Source organism: Chitinophagales bacterium, assembly GCA_013816805.1.
Classification (GTDB): Bacteria; Bacteroidota; Bacteroidia; order Chitinophagales; family UBA10324; genus MGR-bin340.
Window position 1 is genome coordinate 18,294 of sequence record JACDDS010000020.1, and the last position, 17,870, is coordinate 36,163.

Annotated in this window: 17 protein-coding genes and 1 pseudogene; 12 read left to right on the plus strand and 6 right to left on the minus strand. The window is 37.9% G+C overall.

Going from position 1 to position 17,870, the window contains the following annotated elements; translation table 11 throughout:
- The first annotated feature begins 287 nt into the window (after positions 1-287).
- From H0W62_14340 to H0W62_14370, 7 genes are all read left to right on the plus strand, one after another.
- Positions 288-3,143: an N-6 DNA methylase gene (locus H0W62_14340; protein ID MBA3649698.1), complete on the plus strand. Its 2,856-nt coding sequence runs from the start codon at positions 288-290 to the stop codon at positions 3,141-3,143.
- 161 nt (positions 3,144-3,304) lie between these two features.
- A complete protein-coding gene (locus H0W62_14345; GenBank protein ID MBA3649699.1) occupies positions 3,305-3,766 on the plus strand; it encodes a hypothetical protein in 462 nt (153 codons plus the stop codon).
- Between the two features lie 484 nt (positions 3,767-4,250).
- Positions 4,251-4,946 carry a TerB family tellurite resistance protein gene (locus tag H0W62_14350; GenBank protein MBA3649700.1) on the plus strand — a complete coding sequence of 232 codons (696 nt, stop codon included), beginning with the start codon at positions 4,251-4,253 and terminating at the stop codon, positions 4,944-4,946.
- A 322-nt stretch (positions 4,947-5,268) separates the two neighbouring features.
- The gene (locus tag H0W62_14355; GenBank protein ID MBA3649701.1) at positions 5,269-5,736 is read left to right on the plus strand and encodes a hypothetical protein; all 468 of its coding nucleotides are present in this window, start codon (positions 5,269-5,271) and stop codon (positions 5,734-5,736) included.
- A gap of 124 nt (positions 5,737-5,860) precedes the next feature.
- A complete protein-coding gene (locus H0W62_14360) occupies positions 5,861-6,649 on the plus strand; it encodes an META domain-containing protein (protein MBA3649702.1) in 789 nt (262 codons plus the stop codon).
- A 9-nt stretch (positions 6,650-6,658) separates the two neighbouring features.
- Positions 6,659-7,450 (plus strand): hypothetical protein, encoded by a 792-nt coding sequence (locus tag H0W62_14365; protein MBA3649703.1) that lies wholly within the window; start codon positions 6,659-6,661, stop codon positions 7,448-7,450.
- A 404-nt stretch (positions 7,451-7,854) separates the two neighbouring features.
- Positions 7,855-8,142 (plus strand): DUF1330 domain-containing protein, encoded by a 288-nt coding sequence (locus tag H0W62_14370; GenBank protein ID MBA3649704.1) that lies wholly within the window; start codon positions 7,855-7,857, stop codon positions 8,140-8,142.
- A gap of 115 nt (positions 8,143-8,257) precedes the next feature.
- Here the strand turns inward: H0W62_14370 and H0W62_14375 are convergent, their stop codons facing one another.
- Positions 8,258-10,303 carry a M13 family metallopeptidase gene (locus H0W62_14375; protein ID MBA3649705.1) on the minus strand — a complete coding sequence of 682 codons (2,046 nt, stop codon included), beginning with the start codon at positions 10,301-10,303 and terminating at the stop codon, positions 8,258-8,260.
- 224 nt (positions 10,304-10,527) lie between these two features.
- Here H0W62_14375 and H0W62_14380 point away from each other — a divergent pair, with 224 nt between their 5' ends.
- Positions 10,528-10,971, plus strand: a complete 444-nt coding sequence (locus H0W62_14380; GenBank protein MBA3649706.1) for a GNAT family N-acetyltransferase — start codon at positions 10,528-10,530, stop codon at positions 10,969-10,971.
- 339 nt (positions 10,972-11,310) lie between these two features.
- Here H0W62_14380 and H0W62_14385 read toward each other — a convergent pair whose 3' ends face one another.
- Complete coding sequence (locus tag H0W62_14385; GenBank protein MBA3649707.1) at positions 11,311-12,861, minus strand: T9SS type A sorting domain-containing protein; 1,551 nt, start codon at positions 12,859-12,861, stop codon at positions 11,311-11,313.
- Between the two features lie 120 nt (positions 12,862-12,981).
- Between H0W62_14385 and H0W62_14390 the strand changes: the two are divergent.
- Together H0W62_14390 and H0W62_14395 are read left to right on the plus strand one after the other, a co-directional pair.
- Positions 12,982-13,236, plus strand: a pseudogene (locus tag H0W62_14390) (GNAT family N-acetyltransferase).
- A 117-nt stretch (positions 13,237-13,353) separates the two neighbouring features.
- Positions 13,354-13,992, plus strand: a complete 639-nt coding sequence (locus tag H0W62_14395; GenBank protein MBA3649708.1) for a cation transporter — start codon at positions 13,354-13,356, stop codon at positions 13,990-13,992.
- Between the two features lie 18 nt (positions 13,993-14,010).
- Here H0W62_14395 and H0W62_14400 read toward each other — a convergent pair whose 3' ends face one another.
- The 4 genes from H0W62_14400 to H0W62_14415 all read right to left on the minus strand — a co-directional run bounded on the left by H0W62_14400 (position 14,011) and on the right by H0W62_14415 (position 15,812).
- On the minus strand, positions 14,011-14,487 hold the full coding sequence (locus tag H0W62_14400; GenBank protein ID MBA3649709.1) for a hypothetical protein: 477 nt from the start codon (positions 14,485-14,487) through the stop codon (positions 14,011-14,013).
- A 303-nt stretch (positions 14,488-14,790) separates the two neighbouring features.
- Positions 14,791-15,213 (minus strand): hypothetical protein, encoded by a 423-nt coding sequence (locus H0W62_14405; GenBank protein ID MBA3649710.1) that lies wholly within the window; start codon positions 15,211-15,213, stop codon positions 14,791-14,793.
- Positions 15,171-15,527 carry a hypothetical protein gene (locus H0W62_14410; protein ID MBA3649711.1) on the minus strand — a complete coding sequence of 119 codons (357 nt, stop codon included), beginning with the start codon at positions 15,525-15,527 and terminating at the stop codon, positions 15,171-15,173. The genes H0W62_14405 and H0W62_14410 overlap by 43 nt, the downstream gene beginning before the upstream one ends.
- A 45-nt stretch (positions 15,528-15,572) precedes the next feature.
- Positions 15,573-15,812, minus strand: coding sequence for a hypothetical protein (locus tag H0W62_14415; GenBank protein ID MBA3649712.1), 240 nt, complete (start codon positions 15,810-15,812; stop codon positions 15,573-15,575).
- Between the two features lie 401 nt (positions 15,813-16,213).
- Between H0W62_14415 and H0W62_14420 the strand changes: the two genes are divergently transcribed.
- Complete coding sequence (locus H0W62_14420) at positions 16,214-17,383, plus strand: MFS transporter (GenBank protein MBA3649713.1); 1,170 nt, start codon at positions 16,214-16,216, stop codon at positions 17,381-17,383.
- A gap of 160 nt (positions 17,384-17,543) precedes the next feature.
- A complete protein-coding gene (locus H0W62_14425) occupies positions 17,544-17,801 on the plus strand; it encodes a DUF1211 domain-containing protein (protein ID MBA3649714.1) in 258 nt (85 codons plus the stop codon).
- The last annotated feature ends 69 nt before the right edge of the window (positions 17,802-17,870 follow it).

Sequence of the window (17,870 nt, forward strand, 5' to 3'; positions counted from 1 at the left end):
CGTATTATCGTAGTCAGTGAACTGACCGCAAGCACGTGGAATTTACATTCTTTTTTATCTCCCCGCAGCTTCACTCTGGAGCCCGCAGCGTTTGCAGAGGAAGCTGAGGAGAGAAAAGATGACAGTAAAAATATTTAAAGATTTTATCAGCCGTTCACCTGCAGCTTCCTCTGCCTGCACTCTGATGCTCTGGGAGTGAAGCTGCACTGGGAAAAATCATTTTGTTTAATCAATGCTTGCTACACCTCCGACCAGGCAAATTGCTATATTTGAATTTACATATTTGAATGGCAACAAAAGACACTGCAAATAATGAAATAGCCAGCCTTGTCGAGCGTTTTGAGGAGCAATTTGATTCCTATAAAAGGGCGGAATATAATGAAACACTTGCAAGACATGACTTCATTGATCCATTTTTTAAAGCCCTGGGCTGGGACATTAATAATGAAAACGGTTATGCTGAAAGTTATCGTGAGGTAATTCATGAGGACAGAGTAAAAGTTGGAAAGGCAACCAAAGCCCCGGACTATTCTTTTCGTTTGGTTGGAGGCAAGCGACTTTTCTTTGTAGAAGCAAAGAAGCCGAGTGTGTTTGTCAAAGGAGAAATTATACCTGCTTATCAGGTGCGAAGATATGGCTGGAGTGCAAAGCTTCCTATCAGCATCATCACCGACTTTGAGGAATTTGCCGTTTATGATTGCACCAGGAAACCAAACCCGACAGACAAAGCATCTGTAGCACGAATAAAATATTTAACTTATCAGGATTACCTGAAAGAGTTTGATTTCATTTGGGAAACTTTCAGCAAAGAGCGGGTACTGAAAGGCAGCTTTGACAAGTTCATAACAAGCAATGCAGGCAAAAGAGGAACGGCAACGGTTGACAAAGAATTTTTGCAATCCCTTGATAGTTGGAGAACCTACCTTGCAACTTCAATAAGCTGGAACAACAAAAACCTTGACGAGGAAGAAATAAATTTTGTTGTTCAACAAACCATTGACAGAATTATTTTCCTGCGAATTGCAGAGGACAGAGATGTTGAGCAATACGGAAACTTGCAACAAGCAATTAAGCAAGGCAACTTTTATCAAAATCTTTTCTATCAGTTTCAGCAAGCAGACGACAAATACAATTCGGGTTTATTTGATTTCAGGAAAGACAAAATCAGCAAAACACTTTCGGTTGACAACAAGGTTTTAAAAACCATCATCAACGAATTGTATTATCCCGAAAGCCCTTACGAGTTTTCGGTTTTGTCGGTAGAGATTTTAGGAAGTGCATACGAACAGTTTCTCGGAAAGCAAATAAAAATTGACAAAGCACATCGTGCCCACATTGAAGAAAAACCCGAAGTAAGAAAAGCAGGAGGCGTTTATTACACTCCGCAATATATAGTTGAATACATTGTAAAAAACACAGTCGGCAAACTCACAGAAAACAAAACACCGAAAGAGATAAGAAAAATAAAAATAGTTGACCCCGCCTGCGGCAGTGGCAGCTTTCTTATCGGTGCTTATCAGTATTTGTTGGATTGGCATCGTAATTATTATCACGAACGTCATGCTGAACTCGTTTCAGCATCTCTCAATCAGGGACAGATTCCGAAACGGGTTCGGAATGACGACAAGTTGCTTACACCCGAAGGCAACCTGACAACAGCAGAGAAGAAAAGAATTCTGCTCAACAATATTTTCGGAGTTGACATTGATGTAAACGCAGTTGAAGTAACCAAGTTGAGTTTGCTTCTCAAATGTTTGGAAGGCGAAACCGAAGCAAGCATTGCCTCACAATTGAAACTGTTTAATGAAAGAATTTTGCCAACTCTTGATAACAACATCAAAGATGGAAACAGTTTAGTTGATATTGATTTATACAACAGCCAGCTTGATTTCGGTGAAGAGAAAAAAATAAAACCGTTCAGTTGGCAGAAAGCATTTGTAGAAGTTTTCAAGCAAGGAGGTTTTGATGTTGTAATTGGAAATCCGCCATATGGAGCAACCCTTACTAAAGAAGTTGATACTTATTTAAGAAGTAAATATCAAGTAGCAAATTATCAATTGGATACTTACATTCTTTTTATTGAGAGAGGAAAAAGATTGCTAAACAAAAGCGGCTATTTGGGTTTTATAATTCCATCAGCTTGGGTTGCTTCAACTTATGACAACAAGTTGAGAAAGTATTTAACAGAAGACAACAGAATTGAAAATTTTGTAATCACTCCAAAGCAAACATTCAAAGACGCATCCGTTGAAACTTGCATTTTGATTTTGTCCAACAATTTGCAAAGCAAAAGTTTTGAAGTTGAAAGATGGGATACGAAAGAGAAATCTTCTTACTCACTAAACACAAAAGAAATTCAATTCGAAAATTTTTATGTGTTTCCGGTTTACGCTGATTATAAAACAAACAAGGTTGTTCACAAAATCAGAAAACAAAAGAATGTTCTCAATGATTTTGCTGATGTGAGTTGGGGAATAAAAGCGTATCAGAAGGGAAAGGGAAAGCCACCCCAAAAGGGTTTTGAATCAGAAAGCAAAATTTATCATTCAGATAAAAGAAAAAATAAAACACATAAACCTTTGCTTGGAGGACGTGAGATAAACAGATTTTGCCTAAACTGGAAAGGAGGTTTTATAGATTATGGTGATTGGCTTGCAGAACCGAGAAAGCCTCGTTGGTTTGAGGGAGAAAGAATTTTAGTTAGAGAAGTAACTGCAAATGGAATTGTCCAAGCAACCTTTGTTGAAGATGATTATGTGTTTTCAAATTCAGTTGACGGAATAAAAATGAGGTCAAAAGATTTGAGCATAAAATTTTTGTTAGGACTTATCAATTCAAAACTCATTTCGTTTTATCACAGCAATACTTCTGCGAATGCCTTTAAAGGAGCATTTCCAAAAGTGTTATTACAAGATTTGAGGGAGTTGCCAGTTCCAAAGCCAGATACGAAAACACAAAATGAAATAGAAAATTTGGTAAACCAACTTTTACAACTCAATCAGGAAAAAGCAGAAACAAACCTGCAAACCAAAGTTTCGCAACTTGACGGTAGGATTGAATATTGCGAAAGCAGAATAAACGAAATTGTTTATCAACTTTACGAGTTGACACCTGATGAAATAAAAATTGTAGAAGGGAAATAATGGAAGGAGAGTGAAGCTGCATTGAGAAAAATTTGAAACATTACTTGGGCGACAAGTTCAATGCGTTTTAAAAATAAGGAGTACATTTTTTAAAGAGACTATTACCACAGATATCAGATCGGTGTAGAATATAAAATGGTTAAGATTAAATCAAAATAAATATGAAAAAGACACTTTTAATTTTAGTTGCTCCTGTTTGCATTTTCATATCATGTAAAAACAATTCAATACAAACTACTGATGAAGAGAATCCTGAAAAAACAATCAGCGATAAAACGAATCAGTGTTATGCATACACTGCAAACAAAGACAGTGTGTTTTTGCATATTTCAATTACAGACACCATCGTTACAGGCGATTTGACATACAAACTGTTTGAAAAAGACCAAAACAAAGGCACACTTCAAGGCATGATGAAAGGAGATACACTTATTGCAGAGTATAAATTTTTGTCAGAAGGAACAGAATCAATCAGAGAAGTAGCTTTTCTGAAAAGGGGAAATGATTTTGTGGAAGGTTACGGAGATGTGGAAGGAAATAATGGCAAGATGGTATTTAAAAACACAAGCACATTAAATTTCAACAACAATATGATTTTAAAAGAAGTTGATTGTGAAAAATAAGAGTACTAAAAATTGAGGTGGATGGAATTCAGCAAGGAGATAATTATATTCGCTCATTATTGCAGCTTTTTATTTGCAGGCATAATTGGTTTCACTTTTTTGGCTTCCGTGTAATTACATCTCTCCCAGCAGCTTCACTCTTTTGAACCTAAAGCGTTTGCAGAGGAAGCTGAGGCAAGAAAGATGTCCAGTAAAATATTTTAAAGATCTATCAGCCGTTCACCCTGCAGCTTCCTCTGCTTGCATTCTGATGCTCGGGAGGAGTGAAGCTGCAATGAGAAAATTGAACTGTTTCAATCAGCTATCTAATATAAAAAGTGAGATGATAAATGAGAATATATTCAATTTCAACGTTTATGTTCACATCTCACAAAAAAATTTATTCTGCAATTGACTAATGCCAGTTATTAAAATTAAGTATTGGATACTTGTTCTAATACAGTACCTTTAATTTCTTTTCACAATTATAATTAAAAAAACAAATATGGCAACCCAACTCCTTCAAGGCTGCGCCGAAGAACAAAAAACTGCTTATATCGCAGCTATTGCTTCCATTGCTACTACTGATAATGTAGCCTCTGAAAATGAAATTAACTACCTGGTAAACCTTGCAGATTATGCTGGCCTAAATGATCAGAGTAAAAAAACAGTTTTGGCAGCTGCAAAAGATACCTCCCTTAATTCACTTAAGCAATCTCTTGATGTTCTTAAATCAAGTGAGCTACGGTTTTCACTCGTTGCTGATTTGATTGCATTTGCTGAAGCAGATAGTAATCTTGCAGAAGGTGAAAAAAAACACATCGAAAGCATCTCTAATTACCTTGGAGTAAATAATACACAACTCCAGGCACTGAATGATTATGTAAAAGAAGCGGCATCACAACCAGTTGCTCAGCCCGCGACTACAAATACTTCTATGGGATCTCAGGGAATATTAGGCGGCATTAGCGATAAATTGACAAGCGCCGGTATTGATTTTAGTAGCGTCGCAAAAGGGCTGATGAGCTTCGTTGGTCCAATGATCATGGGAAATATGATCTCCAAGGGAATGCAGAGTGGTGGTAGAAGTGATATAGCGCAGGGAAATACTGCGCAAGGAGGTATTGGTTCTCTTGTTAGTAGTTTAACAGGAGGAAAAGGATTATCAGGGATAGGTGGATTTCTATCTAAACTAATGTGATAACAAAATAATTCAAGAGATGTATCCTATTTATTGATTAAAGATTGCGGATTAAAACCTTGCAGAGATGGCTGTATTATTATATAGGATTAGGAGCAGAAAATAATATCAGCCTCATACAAATCCCTGCAGGTTTTATGATAACCATATATTACAGTTAAAACCCTGCAGCCAATTTCATAATATTCCCCAGTTCTGTAGCTAATCTATCAGTTTATGGATGGAATGACAAGCTTCCTCTGTATACGTTTTCAGACAATAATGCATGATGTATATATACTAAAAACAATATTTAAACCAATTAATAAATCTATAGAAAATTATGAAAATAAATATTTTAGCCGCCGCAGCAATTGCAGGTTTAGTGGTTTCCTGTAACAGCAATCCAACAAAAACCGCAGATGTCGAAAATACGGATGTTGAAAAAAAAGCCACTGATAATGAAATGCATCAATGCTATGCTGACACAACCAAAGACAAAGTGTTTTTGAATCTCAACATTAAGGATAACAATGTAACAGGTAGCCTGGATTATCAAATTGCCGGAAAAGATCAAAACAAAGGTTCACTACAGGGGGAAATGAAAGGAGATACATTAATTGCAGACTATAATTTTATGTCTGAAGGAACCCAGTCTACGAGACAGGTTATATTCTTAAAAAAAGGCAATACCCTGGTGGAAGGCTATGGTGATGTTGAAGAGAAAAACGGGAAGATGGTATTTAAAAATACAGCGCAAGTAAATTTTGGTAATGGGATAGTGCTACAAAAAGTTGAGTGCAATGAGTAAAACGGTGCAGGCCATTTAAAGATAATAATCTAACTAGGAGCCGGAGCGATCTTTAGTTATTGATAGTGTTTTTATATAATTGATAGTGTTTTTATATATATACATAATAATCTTTTAATATAACATGAAAAAAATTAGTGTAGTAATTGCTTCTTTAACAATAATCATTTTAATAGCAGGCTGTCATATTACAAATCCGCTAGGTGGAAGACCAGGTGGTGGCAGTGAAATGCTTTATAAATATAAATGGTATTTAACCGAATTGCAGGGCCAGCCCTTTACCTTTATTGGAGAGGACAACTATGCACATCTTTTATTTACTGCCGGGCAGCCAAACAAGGTAACTGGTTCTACCGGGTGCAACAGGCTAAATGGTTCTTATGATTTAACCGGTGTAAACTTTATAAAATTTTCACCGTTGGCTACCACTAAGATGGCCTGCCCCGGCAATACAGAAGCGAAGTTTATTGAAGCATTGGGGCAGGTAAATAACTGGAGCATCGCCAATGAACAATTACTGTTGAGTAACGGAAAAATATTAGTGGCTAAACTAAACGCCGTGTCAATGGAAACTGATAAACTAAGCGGTACATGGGAACTGAATTATATTTCCGGGCTAAAGATTGCTTTTGAAGGTTTGTATCCCGATAAAAAACCCTTCATATCATTCAACTTTGCCGAAAAAGATCTGATGGGCAATACAACCTGCAATGGTTTCAGTTCCAAATATACTATGAAGGGAAATAATATAAAATTCGCCGACCCTTTAAAGACAATGATATTTTGTGAAGGTGGTGGAGAAGAAGCATTTTTAAACATGCTGAAAAAAGTAAATAAGTATGCGGTAAGTGATGAAAATACGCTAACGTTTTTGATAGACGATGTTGCAGTAATGAGATTTGCTAAAAAATAAACATCAGACATGAAAAGTTTTTTGCTTATCATTTTACAAGGGTTGGTACTGCTGAGTTGTCATGCGCCCCGAAAGGTTGAGCAGAAAGTTTCTATCGCACCTAAAGACAGCGCCGAAATGGAAACAACAAGTTCAGATATATTCAGTGAAAAATTTAAGCAGGGAATTGATTTTATCGCATCGGGTAATGAGCCGTTCTGGTCTTTGGAAATTGATTTCAGCAAATCCATGCATTTCAAAGCACTGAACGGATTTGAAATAACCACTCCCATTCCGGAAGGTGTGAAAGCGATGGATTCCAATGTTACACGTTATTCAGCTAAAACAGAACAGGGTGTATTGACCGTGCAGGTTGCAAAGCAGGAATGCATCAATGATATGTCTGGCAAAAAATTGGATTACAGCGTTACGGTTGATGTAAAAAATAATATAGATAGAGATTACACCACCTATAAAGGCTGCGGAGGAAAGATTATATCAGATGAAGACAAACATGACTGCATAGATTCATTGGGAACTGTATGGTCTGTGATTAAAAATAACTGTGTAGATCTTTCTGCAACTGCCACCCGCCTCAATCCCATTGAAATGAAAGACAAGGATAAGACCCCGGCATTTGTTATTTTTTCTGACAATCAATCACAAGTGGAACTTTATTTACCTCAAAATAATCACTCTGTTATACTTGAACGAAGGGGAAAAGAAGGAAACCAGTACTGGGAATATCAAGACTTGAAATTAATTCAATGGAAAGGGTATGTTTTGAAGAAAGGAAATTTAGCAATTTATGGAGGCATTTAAACGCAACAATACATCTGATGAAAACCCCGCTCTTCTTAGTGTTTGCGCAGCGCACTAAGCAGGATTATATGCAGCCAGACTTAGTCTGGAATTAAAAGAACCATTGCTGAAATAAAGAAATGATGCTAACTTGTATTCTTCTGCAAAAGTTATCTATTGAGCAATTAACCGCAGCCTATACTGCGGCAGTGAATGCCTGACGAAGTCTGGCTTTTATTATATCATCGGGGGTTGTCTATTCTTATTGCTTATTACCATTCTTAAATTTCCATCTTCGTTTGCAAATCCTCTCGTTTAGCTTTGAACTTTTATAATCCATCATCGCGTTCATACCTTTGAAAAAATTTCTTTACCAAAAAAATCTTAATGTCAAATTGAAGAACTAGGACAAAATTTTTTTAGCTATGGCAGCATACGTAATAGTGGAAGTTTCCATTCATGACTTTAAACAGTATGAGGAATACAAAAAATTGACACCTGCGGCAATTGCGGCTTTTGATGGCAGGTTTGTTGTCCGTGGCGGACAATCAGAAACATTAGAGGGAAACTGGCAGCCTGAAAGAATGGTTATTTTGGAATTTCCGACAGTGGAACGTGCTAAAGAATGGTGGAGCTCAGAACTTTACTCTAAGGCAAAGGCGATCAGGCAGCGGTCTGCAAACACAAAAATGATCGTTGTACCCGGTGCGTAATCGCAGGCAAAAAGATTTCATGCAATGTCTATATTACAGAACTTCGAACCTAAGACAAGGCTCAAAATACTGAATCGGAATTACTCCTCAACAAAAACGGGAACCGGATTTCCTTCTACCAGATATTTATTCTTTTATCTTCAGGCACAAACATTTTATCACCTTCCTTCACATTGAAGGCGGTATAGAAGGGTGTAAAGTTCATTAACGGGGCGAGCACCCGGTATATGCTGGGCGAATGAGGATCCGTCGCCACCTGCTGTCGCAATGATGCATCTGTTACTTTTCTTCTCCAGCTTTGGGCAAAAGACAAAAAGAAACGCTGATCGGGAGTAAAGCCATCTATCCTTGACGTATCCTTGCCTTCCTTCGTCAGCTTAAAGGCATCGTAAGCTATTGCAATACCTCCTAAATCCGCAGTATTTTCTCCCTGGGTTAACCTGCCGTTTACATGTAAAGAATCGAGTACAGTAAAGCTATCGTAGAGCTTAATTACCTGCTCCCCTTTTGCTTTGAATTTCTCATAATCTTCTTTCATCCACCAGTCTTTCAGGTTTCCATTTTTATCATACTGCGCTCCCTGATCATCGAAACCATGCGTCATCTCATGACCGATCACCATTCCTATTCCTCCGTAATTCATTGCATCATCCGCTTCCGCATCAAACATGGGGAACTGTAATATTCCTGCAGGAAAAACAATTTCGTTCCCGGTAGGATTATAGTATGCATTGTTTGTGGGAGGTGTCATTCCCCATTCAGCAGGATCTACCGGTTTGCCTATCTTATTCACTTCATAATCGTATTCATTTTTTCCACAGCTCATAAGATCATTAAAATAGTTATGCCGGTCAATAGTAATATTGCTGTAGTCTCTCCACTTGTCCGGGTATCCTACCTTTTTATGGAAGGTATACAACTTTTCTTTCGCCTTTTTCTTAGTACTGTCACTCATCCAGTCCAGCTTATCAATTCTCGCTTCAAAAGCTTTCTGCAGATTGTTTACTAATTCCTGGATGCGTTTTTTTGCATCTTCTGAAAAGTATTTATTTACGTAAAGCTGTCCTAATCCTTCCCCGATATTCGCATCGATAACCCCGTAAACACGCTCCCACCTTTCTTTTATTTTTTTCTGTCCATTCAAAGCCTGATTATAATAGTTGAAATCTGCCTGTACAAAGTCATTACTCAGGGAAGAAGAAACATCGTCAAGCAAATGGAAGCGCAGATAAACCTTCCACGAAGCAATTGGGATGGTGTTTAACAGTTCGTTAAGCTTAGTATAATATTCTGGCTGAGCAAGATTGAATGAATCGGTTTTAACATGGAGGTCAACTAAAAAATCTTTCCATCCGATAACCGGCATTTTTTTGTTAGCATCCGATACTGAAATCTTGTTATAATTTTTTTGCGGATCCCGTAATTCAACGTTGGTCCGGTGACTCGAAGCCATTTGTTTTTCCAGGCTATAAACCGTATTCATTTTTTTAGCAGACGTAGCGGAATCATCACCAGTAAGAATGAATAACCTGATTATATATGACTGATACGCTTTTACTACTGCCAGTGTCGCAGGATCATTTTTGAAATAATAATCTCTGTCAGGCAGACCTAAGCCAGACTGATAGTACACAACAAAATTTCTGGTGCTATTCTTATCATCAGGGGTTACAAATTGTCCGATTATCAGAGGATTGTAATAGGACCATTGGTCCGCCACGAATTTCATTATATCCTCTGCATTTTTTATTGAATCAATATGCTGAAGAAAAGGCTTCACTGGTTCGTATTCCAAATTTTCAATGGTAGCTGAATCCATTCCTGAAGCATACAGGTCGCCAATCTTCTGCTCTATACTTCCTTTAGGGTTGTTCGATGAAGACGCTTCTTCCAAAATGCGTTTGATATTTGCTTTTGTTCTGTAGTCCATTTCCAATCTCGCACCTGAGCGGGATTCCGTCGGCAATATGGTGGCTGTATCATACCATTTACCGTTAGCATATAAAAAGAAATTATCGCCGGGTTTTACAGAGGAATCAATATTCTGCAACGATAATGTCTTTCGCGTGTCTGGCTTTTCATTGTTTGAAGAAGTTCTGCATTCCTGTAGCCCAAAAAGTAGGAGTGCAATTATTAAAATCAAAGGAAGCGTCTTTTTCATACAAAACGTTTTATTGAATGATGAAAAAAACAACTATAATTTAAGAATAATTTTATTTGTTACCGAGGTTTTCAAAATTCATACTTAACAAATGAAGCAACGGATTCAAACCTTACTGTGCAGATTTAAAAACCCTGACCATTTAGCTTTGGATATATAATTCGCTCATCAGGTTCATACATTTGAAAAAAATTCTTTTGTAAAACTCTAAGCAAACTGAAACAATGGACATTGAAATTGAAAAATTGAATGATAATGACATTAACAAATTCATCGAACTGATACGGATTTTTGAGGATGTTTTTAAAATGAAAAATTTAAATCTACCAGACGAAACTTACCTTCAGCAATTACTGGAAAAAGATGACTTTTTTGTTTTTGTGGCATTGCTGGATAACAAAGTTGTAGGCGGCCTGACTTCTTATATAATGCATCAGTATTATTCCAAAGCTCCTTTAGTGTATATTTTCGATCTTGCTGTGAAGACTGAATTTCAGCGGCAAGGAATAGGTAAAATGCTGATCAAAGCCAACAACCATTATTGCAAGACTATTGGAACTGAGGCGGTAATGGTTCAGGCAGATGAAGCAGACGATTACGCCATTAAGTTTTATCATTCAACAGGAGCCACAGCAGAAAAAGTGATCCATTTTGAATACCCTTTTTAACCTAAGCAGCTAAGTTTGTAATGGGTTCTGCTTTTATTGTACGGTTTAAAAGTCTTTAACCCAAACCAGATAAAGCCAGAGTAACTTAAGAAAATTATCACGATTTTTTGACTAGCATTATATACGGATAAGTTATTTCCACAAATGCAATCTATCTGGTTAACCTGAATTGGTTACGATAATAAGTCTGAATCCTATGCAACCCTCAACGATGAGTAAATTGTACAACTGAATACTTTAATATAGTAAGCGCCGGTTATTATCCATTCACGATAGTATTATTATCTTTTTACCATTACTATTTATTCTTTCCTATTAGCATTTTTCAGTGTAGAGCTTTCACCTTTCAAGTATCAGTTTTTTGGTGAAAAACAATTTACTGCCTTGTTTTATTTCAAGTATATAAATTCCATCAGGAAACTTTTGCAAACCATTAAATACATTGTAACTATTCGGCAACGGGGTCTGAAAAATTATTTGTCCTAAAGAATTATAAAATTCCATGATTGAACCTACTAAAGCTAATGGTAGCTCTATGATGATGTAATCATAAGCCAGGTTGGGGAAAACGGCTATGCTTTCTGAACAAATTTCAAATCTCGGGTTTATACTTTGATCAACTTCATAAGCTCCCATATCAGGTGCCGTTTTTGAAGGAAGAGGTCTCGTATTTCCCTCAAGATCGACGTTAGGCGCATTTATCAAAGTACCTGCCCCTGCACAGGGGGAAATATCCTGCAAATGTTTATCACCATCACTCTTTCCTGAGATAAAATCTGGATTTTCATCAATGTTTCCTGTTCCGGGATAACCCATATTTATATCTGAATAAATAACAGAAATAGTTCCCGCACCGACACCCCCAATTTCACTTATATACAAATGGTTATTCCAAAATATTGAATTCTGAACCGTGATAGTATGCGCGTCATTATGCTCATAATAAAGGGAAGTATTGTACGTACCACTTACTGCAGTGCCATTGTTGGCTGTTGTTACCTGGCTTATACAAGCATCGGAATTATTTATATATAGCACATTTCCGGTAGGGCTATCATCAACCTCCAGGGCGTGTTTGTTATTTTGAAACAGGCTATTGGTTATATTGATACTCCCACTTATCACGGCAATTATCCCTTCCGGAGGATGAGAAGCATGTTGTGAGCTTCCGAGACTGTTATTGGTGACCGTGCTTTGGTCTATCGAAATAATAGAACCGGAACCATATATAATCCCTGAGGGATCATTATTCGGAGGTGAGTTTAAGTTATTATCAATTATTTTACATTTATCAAACGAGACCGTCGAATTGATTGCGCAAACAATGCCGTACCCATCAAGATACAATAAGGCATTCGATTTAAACATGCAGTTTTTGAAGATCGGGGATGAATTGGAACAATAAACAGCAGCACCGTAGCCGGTAAGATCAGGATGATCTCCTTTTGAAGTGGCAGCAATAGCATTTTTAGTAAAATTGCAATTCGAAAATTTCGGACCTGCATTGTTGAGATAAACAGCCCCTCCTTCTCCTATCGGATTATTTTCTGTTAAAGTGATAAAGCCACGAATAATGGTAAATCCTTTGATTTCTGTCGAGACATCAATTAAAGACTTTTTTAACATATCGAACGTAAGGATCCTTCCTGTTTTACTCCCATCAATAGAAGTGTTTCCCTTATCTCCCGAACTGTATAATTTAATATCTCCCGTTTCCGGCCAAATAATGTGTTCATAGTAATTTCCGGGGTCAACTAAAACAGTATCACCTTTAGCACAGTCATTCAACGCGCTTTGAATATTGCTGTATTGAGATGGAACTTGCAGAGTTCTTGCGTGAAGTGACAGTATGCAACAAATAGACAACACAACTGTAAAACAAACTTTCATATTTTGGTTTTATATCAAGTGGAAATCAGTCTATCTAAAATAGCAATATCAACTGACTTAACAATAATTTTAGTATTACCCGAAACCCGGAAGACGTAGAATTGATTGATAAAAATTAGCATGACTTCTTACATAATGCTCCAGTATTATTCCAGATCTCCTTTTAGTGTATATTTTCGATCTTGCTGTAAAGACAGAACTTCAGCGGCAAGGAATAGGTAAAAGGCTGATCAAAGCCAACAACCATTACTGCAAGACTATTGGAGCTGAGGCGGTAATGGTTCAGGCAGATGAAGCACACGATTACGCCATTAAGTTTTATCATTCAACAGAGCAAGGGCAGAAAAAGTGATCCATTTTGAATACCTGCCTTGACGAGAGCAAAACATGATGAGAAAGTTATGTACCTCTAAATGTAACTACTTAAAAGACAGATTAAGTGCTTAGGAGGTAATTTTACCTCGTAAACAAACAGTAATGGGTGAGCCTTTAATGTTATCGACAACTAAACAAATGCAATACAACCTTGCCTTCTGGCTTGCGGTATTGACTATTTTTCTTGCTTTTATGGAGGCAATCGTTTCCACTTACTTTGGGTATCGCGATGAAAGCCTGACCCTTTTTGGTTTCGGTGCGGGCAGCTTCGTGGAAGTGATTTCAGCAATCGGAGTTGCACACATGATATTCCGGATGAGGCAAAAGCCGGAGAGCAACCGGGATAATTTTGAATCGACTGCCTTACGCATAACCGGGTTTGGTTTTTACATTTTGGTTGCAGGACTGATAGCATCTGGTTTTTACAACTCTTACACCGGGCATAAGCCTGAAACCACTTTTTCAGGAATTATAATAGCGTTTGCTTCTATAATTTTTATGCTGTCCTTAATTTATGGCAAAATAAAAGTTGGCAGACAATTAAATTCAGACGCGATACTTGCAGACGCAGAATGCACTAAAGTTTGCATTTATATGTCTCTTGTATTACTTGCAGGGAGTTCCATTTACGCGTGGACAAAATTCACATACATTGACACTGTTGGAACTTTCGGACTCGCTTATTTCTCTTTTAAAGAGGGAAAAGAATGTTTTGAAAAAGCAAAATCAAATAAGGTGCGCTGCGACCATTGCTGACATTTCAACAATAACTTTTTAAAATCCCTGCTCCACAAAATACATATCCACTTCACCCTTATTCTTTGCCGGGATTTTGCCGCGGTACGTGCAAATGAATTTGTCTTTGATGAGTTGATAGGTGCTGCCTGAGATGTTGATCTTTCCGGCTTCGCCGTGCTGCTCCATACGAGCCGCCATGTTCACAGCATCGCCCCAGATGTCGTAAGTAAATTTCTTTAATCCTACAACGCCTGTAATGACCGGACCTGTATGAATGCCTACACGAAACTCAAATGCAGGAAGGTCCTGGATGGTTTTGGTAATGGCGAATCCTTTAATGAAGTTCATCATATCAAGAGCTGCTCTTACTGTTTTGATGGCATGATCAACAACGGGCTTGGGTAAGCCACACGCGCATATGTAAGCGTCGCCTACGGCTTTAATTTTCTCAAGTTCGTGCTTCCCTACGATGTGATCGAAGGCACGAAAGCATTCATCGAGCTGATTGACCAATTCAGTTGCAGAAAGATGTTCTGCGATCGAAGAAAAAATCTTTTATATCTGCGAACAGAATAGATACTTCATCATGTTTTCTCGCATACGATTTTCCGAATTGCTTCAGTTCATTTGCAATTTCTTCAGGAAGAATATTCAGAAGGAGAGAATCGGATCACTTCTTCTCATCCTTCAGATTAATCAGATCCTGTCTTGCTTTAGTCAGGTCTTTGAATCGTGAGTAGGCAAGAGAAAAAACGGAAGCTGCGCGCTGTAACAAATCCCAGCTGACTTCTGAAATATCTCCGGAAGCAGTAGCACCTACTGCACCAGTTGAAAATTTGAAAAAAGATGATAGGTTTTGTCCTGTGCAGTTTTACCGAAGTAGCCGTCAATTCTAGGCGAGAGTGAGTACAGGTATTCAACCCATTCTTTTCGTTTGGTTCCTTCCTGGCGAAGCGATTGACGCATCTCATCCGATTTGAAAAAGCGGAGCAGCTCTTTCCCGGCCTCTGTTGTATTCAGCTGGACGGTCAGGTTTTCTGTGATAGATGCTTTGTCGGGAACACGTGTGTCCTTCATTGTGAATCCGAACTGAGCCATTTCTGATTCTTCATCAAAAATGAAAACGGTACCGTTCTCGATTTCCTGCAAGCCGCCGAGCAATCCCATTTCTTTGCGTAACACCTCGGCCACTTCAATCAACTCCTCGGGCTGCAGCATCGCAAGTGCCCGCCCTCGCACACGCTCCATGGCGGCTTCCATCCGCGCCTGCTTGCCTGGGCCTCAGCTTTTTGAATATCGAGAAACCAACGGTAAGCAAGCTCGAAAACATTCTTGAAGCGCTTGAACAACTCAATTTCTCTTTCATTCAGCAACACGTATGTCGACATGCCCAGCGCCACCGGCCCGAGTGAGTACCAGTAATAGCAGAGTGCTTCAGCTTCTTCAAGAAATGAATCAATGAATACATTGGTGGTTTTCTGGTACCTGATCCATTCCTTTACCTCTTCTCCCTGGAAGCCGTGAATAAAAACCTCACCACCACCCTTCAGCATTTGATCAGCAAATTCCTGGTGAACCGGATGATTCTTATAGTCCGTTTAAGTAATAATAGTCTTGTTATGCTTAGAGTAAAGCTCATAGTTGAAGTAAGTGCCTTTTATTTCGTCGAAAATGGCAGTTTGAATATTTCGGATTTCTTTAACGCCGAGTGTTGTAAGCTCATTGGAAATAACTGTGCATACCTCAAGCATATCTTCCGGCTTCTTCATACTTAATGCTACTCTCCGTACGCGCTCCAGTGATGCTTCAATTACCAAATCTCTGCCCCTCTTTTCCAATTCTGCATCAGCTTTCTTTACTGCTTGTGTACCGGTGATTTTTTCATCAGCACTTAAGTCCTCCGATTGTTGTATAAATTTTATATGGTTTGAAGATGCTGATTCATTTGTTTTTCATCAATACAAAACTACTATTACAGAAACCAACGCAGTAAGAAATTCCACGCTTAAACGAGGAACTTCTTTATTTACACTGGGAATTCTCTAATGAATAAATATAAAATTTCTGCTTCATCTTTTGCCCTTCGCCTGGATGCCTCCGGTTGTGTTTAGCTTAATTAATCTCTTAACCTGAATAAAAAAGAACTATTATGCATGCGGCACAATGATTACCCTTGTTAATTTGATAACTGTTGTTGCTGGAATCCGGTTAATAAACTGTGCTCTGAATAATTTTTGCTATGAAGGTTTCTTTGAAGTGGGCTTTTATTCTTGGTTTTGTAGGCTTTATCACTTCTTTTGGTGCACATATAGTAGCGGTTAATCTTCCATTTTATGCAGAAAAAGTTGGCATTGGGTTAACGATGATCGGTGTGCTGATAGCCGTGTATGATTTTGCTGAAATACTTGCCAAGCCTGTATTTGGCGGATTAGCAGATAAAAAAGGAATGAAAAAAGCAATGCTTGCAGGTATCCTGCTATTCATACTTGCATCAATAATGTATCCTTTTGTTTCTCCAAAATTATTGATAGTGGTTCGTTTTTTACAAGGTTTGGGAGCCGCAGCTTTGTCGGCAGTTTCATTGGCAATGGTGGGTACTTTATATAAAGAAAATAAAGGCAAAGCGTTTGGCATTTACAATGCTATTAAGGGAGCAGGCTATGTAGTAAGCCCGGTAATTGGCGGAGCTATTGTAATAAAATCAAGCTTTAGCGGAATTTTTTATGCTACGGCAGGCATTGGTATAATCGGTTTTTTCCTGGCACTTACATTACCCAACGATAAACAAAAGAGTGCCGAAGCATTTGACGATGATGATGACTTTTCAATAAAATCTTTATTCAGTGTTTTAAAAAACAAAACTTTAATGCCGTGGTTTTTAATCATTGTTATCAATATGTTTTTTGTAGGCATACTCTTTGGTTTCTTGCCCGTTCGTATTCATGATTTAGGCTATGATGCATTTCATACAGGCTTATTAGTTTCTGTTACCACTATTTCTTATTTGCTCATTCAACCTGTTGCAGGCTGGCTTGCAGATAAATTCAATCCGGTTGTTACATTAAGAATAGGAATGCTTTTATCCTGTATCTCTACTGCTGCTATACCATTTGTAATTGGCTTTCCCTTGATTATTGTTTGCATTCTTGCAGGTATAGGGATTGGTACGGTATGGACAAACTCTGACGCTTTGGTAAGTAAGTTGGCAACAGAAAATGCAATGGGTGCTACCATGGGTGTTGCAGGTTCATTCAAAGAATTAGGTGATATGATTGGCCCTTTATTGATGGGTGTAATATCGCAGGCATTAGGTTTAAAATACGGCTTTATAATTTGTGCACTACTAGGCGGGGCAGCGCTTCTGATTACCATCTTGGTTGCAGAAAAAAAACACACTGTGTCGGGATGAATTAAAACAGCGCTTGAAATTTTCTTTCTTTTACGTTGTAAAAAGTAATGGAACTTTTCGGCTAACTAATGAAATACCACACCAAAACAATTGAGGCATTTAACTTAAAACTTTATATTGTGATTCATATTTGACTGCAATAAGTGCAAATAATAATAAAATGATGGAGCTGAAAAAAAACGAAACTGCTATAAAAGAAACCATACGATTAGAAGCATTTACCGATGGTGTTTTTGCCATAGCGATTACCTTGTTAGTGTTGGATATTCACGTACCTATTGTAAAGGATGGTGAATCACTACTTCAATCGCTCTTAGCCAATTGGGTCACCTATTTAGCTTTCCTGATTGGTTTTTTTACTATACTGGTTTGCTGGATAAACATCACTACATGTTTGAAAATATATTCGCAAGATTGATGGTACGCTAATATTACTGAACGGATTCAAACTCCTGATAGTCTCATTTACACCTTTTGCAACTGCAGT

What these genes read in the sequence shown, in the direction of transcription:
- H0W62_14340 (MBA3649698.1), top strand. Translation starts at nt 288, where the DNA reads ATGGCAACAAAAGACACTGCAAATAATGAAATAGCCAGCCTTGTCGAG.
- H0W62_14345 (MBA3649699.1), top strand. Translation starts at nt 3,305, where the DNA reads ATGAAAAAGACACTTTTAATTTTAGTTGCTCCTGTTTGCATTTTCATA.
- H0W62_14350 (MBA3649700.1), top strand. Translation starts at nt 4,251, where the DNA reads ATGGCAACCCAACTCCTTCAAGGCTGCGCCGAAGAACAAAAAACTGCT.
- H0W62_14355 (MBA3649701.1), top strand. Translation starts at nt 5,269, where the DNA reads ATGAAAATAAATATTTTAGCCGCCGCAGCAATTGCAGGTTTAGTGGTT.
- H0W62_14360 (MBA3649702.1), top strand. Translation starts at nt 5,861, where the DNA reads ATGAAAAAAATTAGTGTAGTAATTGCTTCTTTAACAATAATCATTTTA.
- H0W62_14365 (MBA3649703.1), top strand. Translation starts at nt 6,659, where the DNA reads ATGAAAAGTTTTTTGCTTATCATTTTACAAGGGTTGGTACTGCTGAGT.
- H0W62_14370 (MBA3649704.1), top strand. Translation starts at nt 7,855, where the DNA reads ATGGCAGCATACGTAATAGTGGAAGTTTCCATTCATGACTTTAAACAG.
- H0W62_14375 (MBA3649705.1), bottom strand. Translation starts at nt 10,303, where the DNA reads ATGAAAAAGACGCTTCCTTTGATTTTAATAATTGCACTCCTACTTTTT.
- H0W62_14380 (MBA3649706.1), top strand. Translation starts at nt 10,528, where the DNA reads ATGGACATTGAAATTGAAAAATTGAATGATAATGACATTAACAAATTC.
- H0W62_14385 (MBA3649707.1), bottom strand. Translation starts at nt 12,861, where the DNA reads ATGAAAGTTTGTTTTACAGTTGTGTTGTCTATTTGTTGCATACTGTCA.
- H0W62_14395 (MBA3649708.1), top strand. Translation starts at nt 13,354, where the DNA reads ATGTTATCGACAACTAAACAAATGCAATACAACCTTGCCTTCTGGCTT.
- H0W62_14410 (MBA3649711.1), bottom strand. Translation starts at nt 15,527, where the DNA reads ATGCTGAAGGGTGGTGGTGAGGTTTTTATTCACGGCTTCCAGGGAGAA.
- H0W62_14420 (MBA3649713.1), top strand. Translation starts at nt 16,214, where the DNA reads ATGAAGGTTTCTTTGAAGTGGGCTTTTATTCTTGGTTTTGTAGGCTTT.
- H0W62_14425 (MBA3649714.1), top strand. Translation starts at nt 17,544, where the DNA reads ATGATGGAGCTGAAAAAAAACGAAACTGCTATAAAAGAAACCATACGA.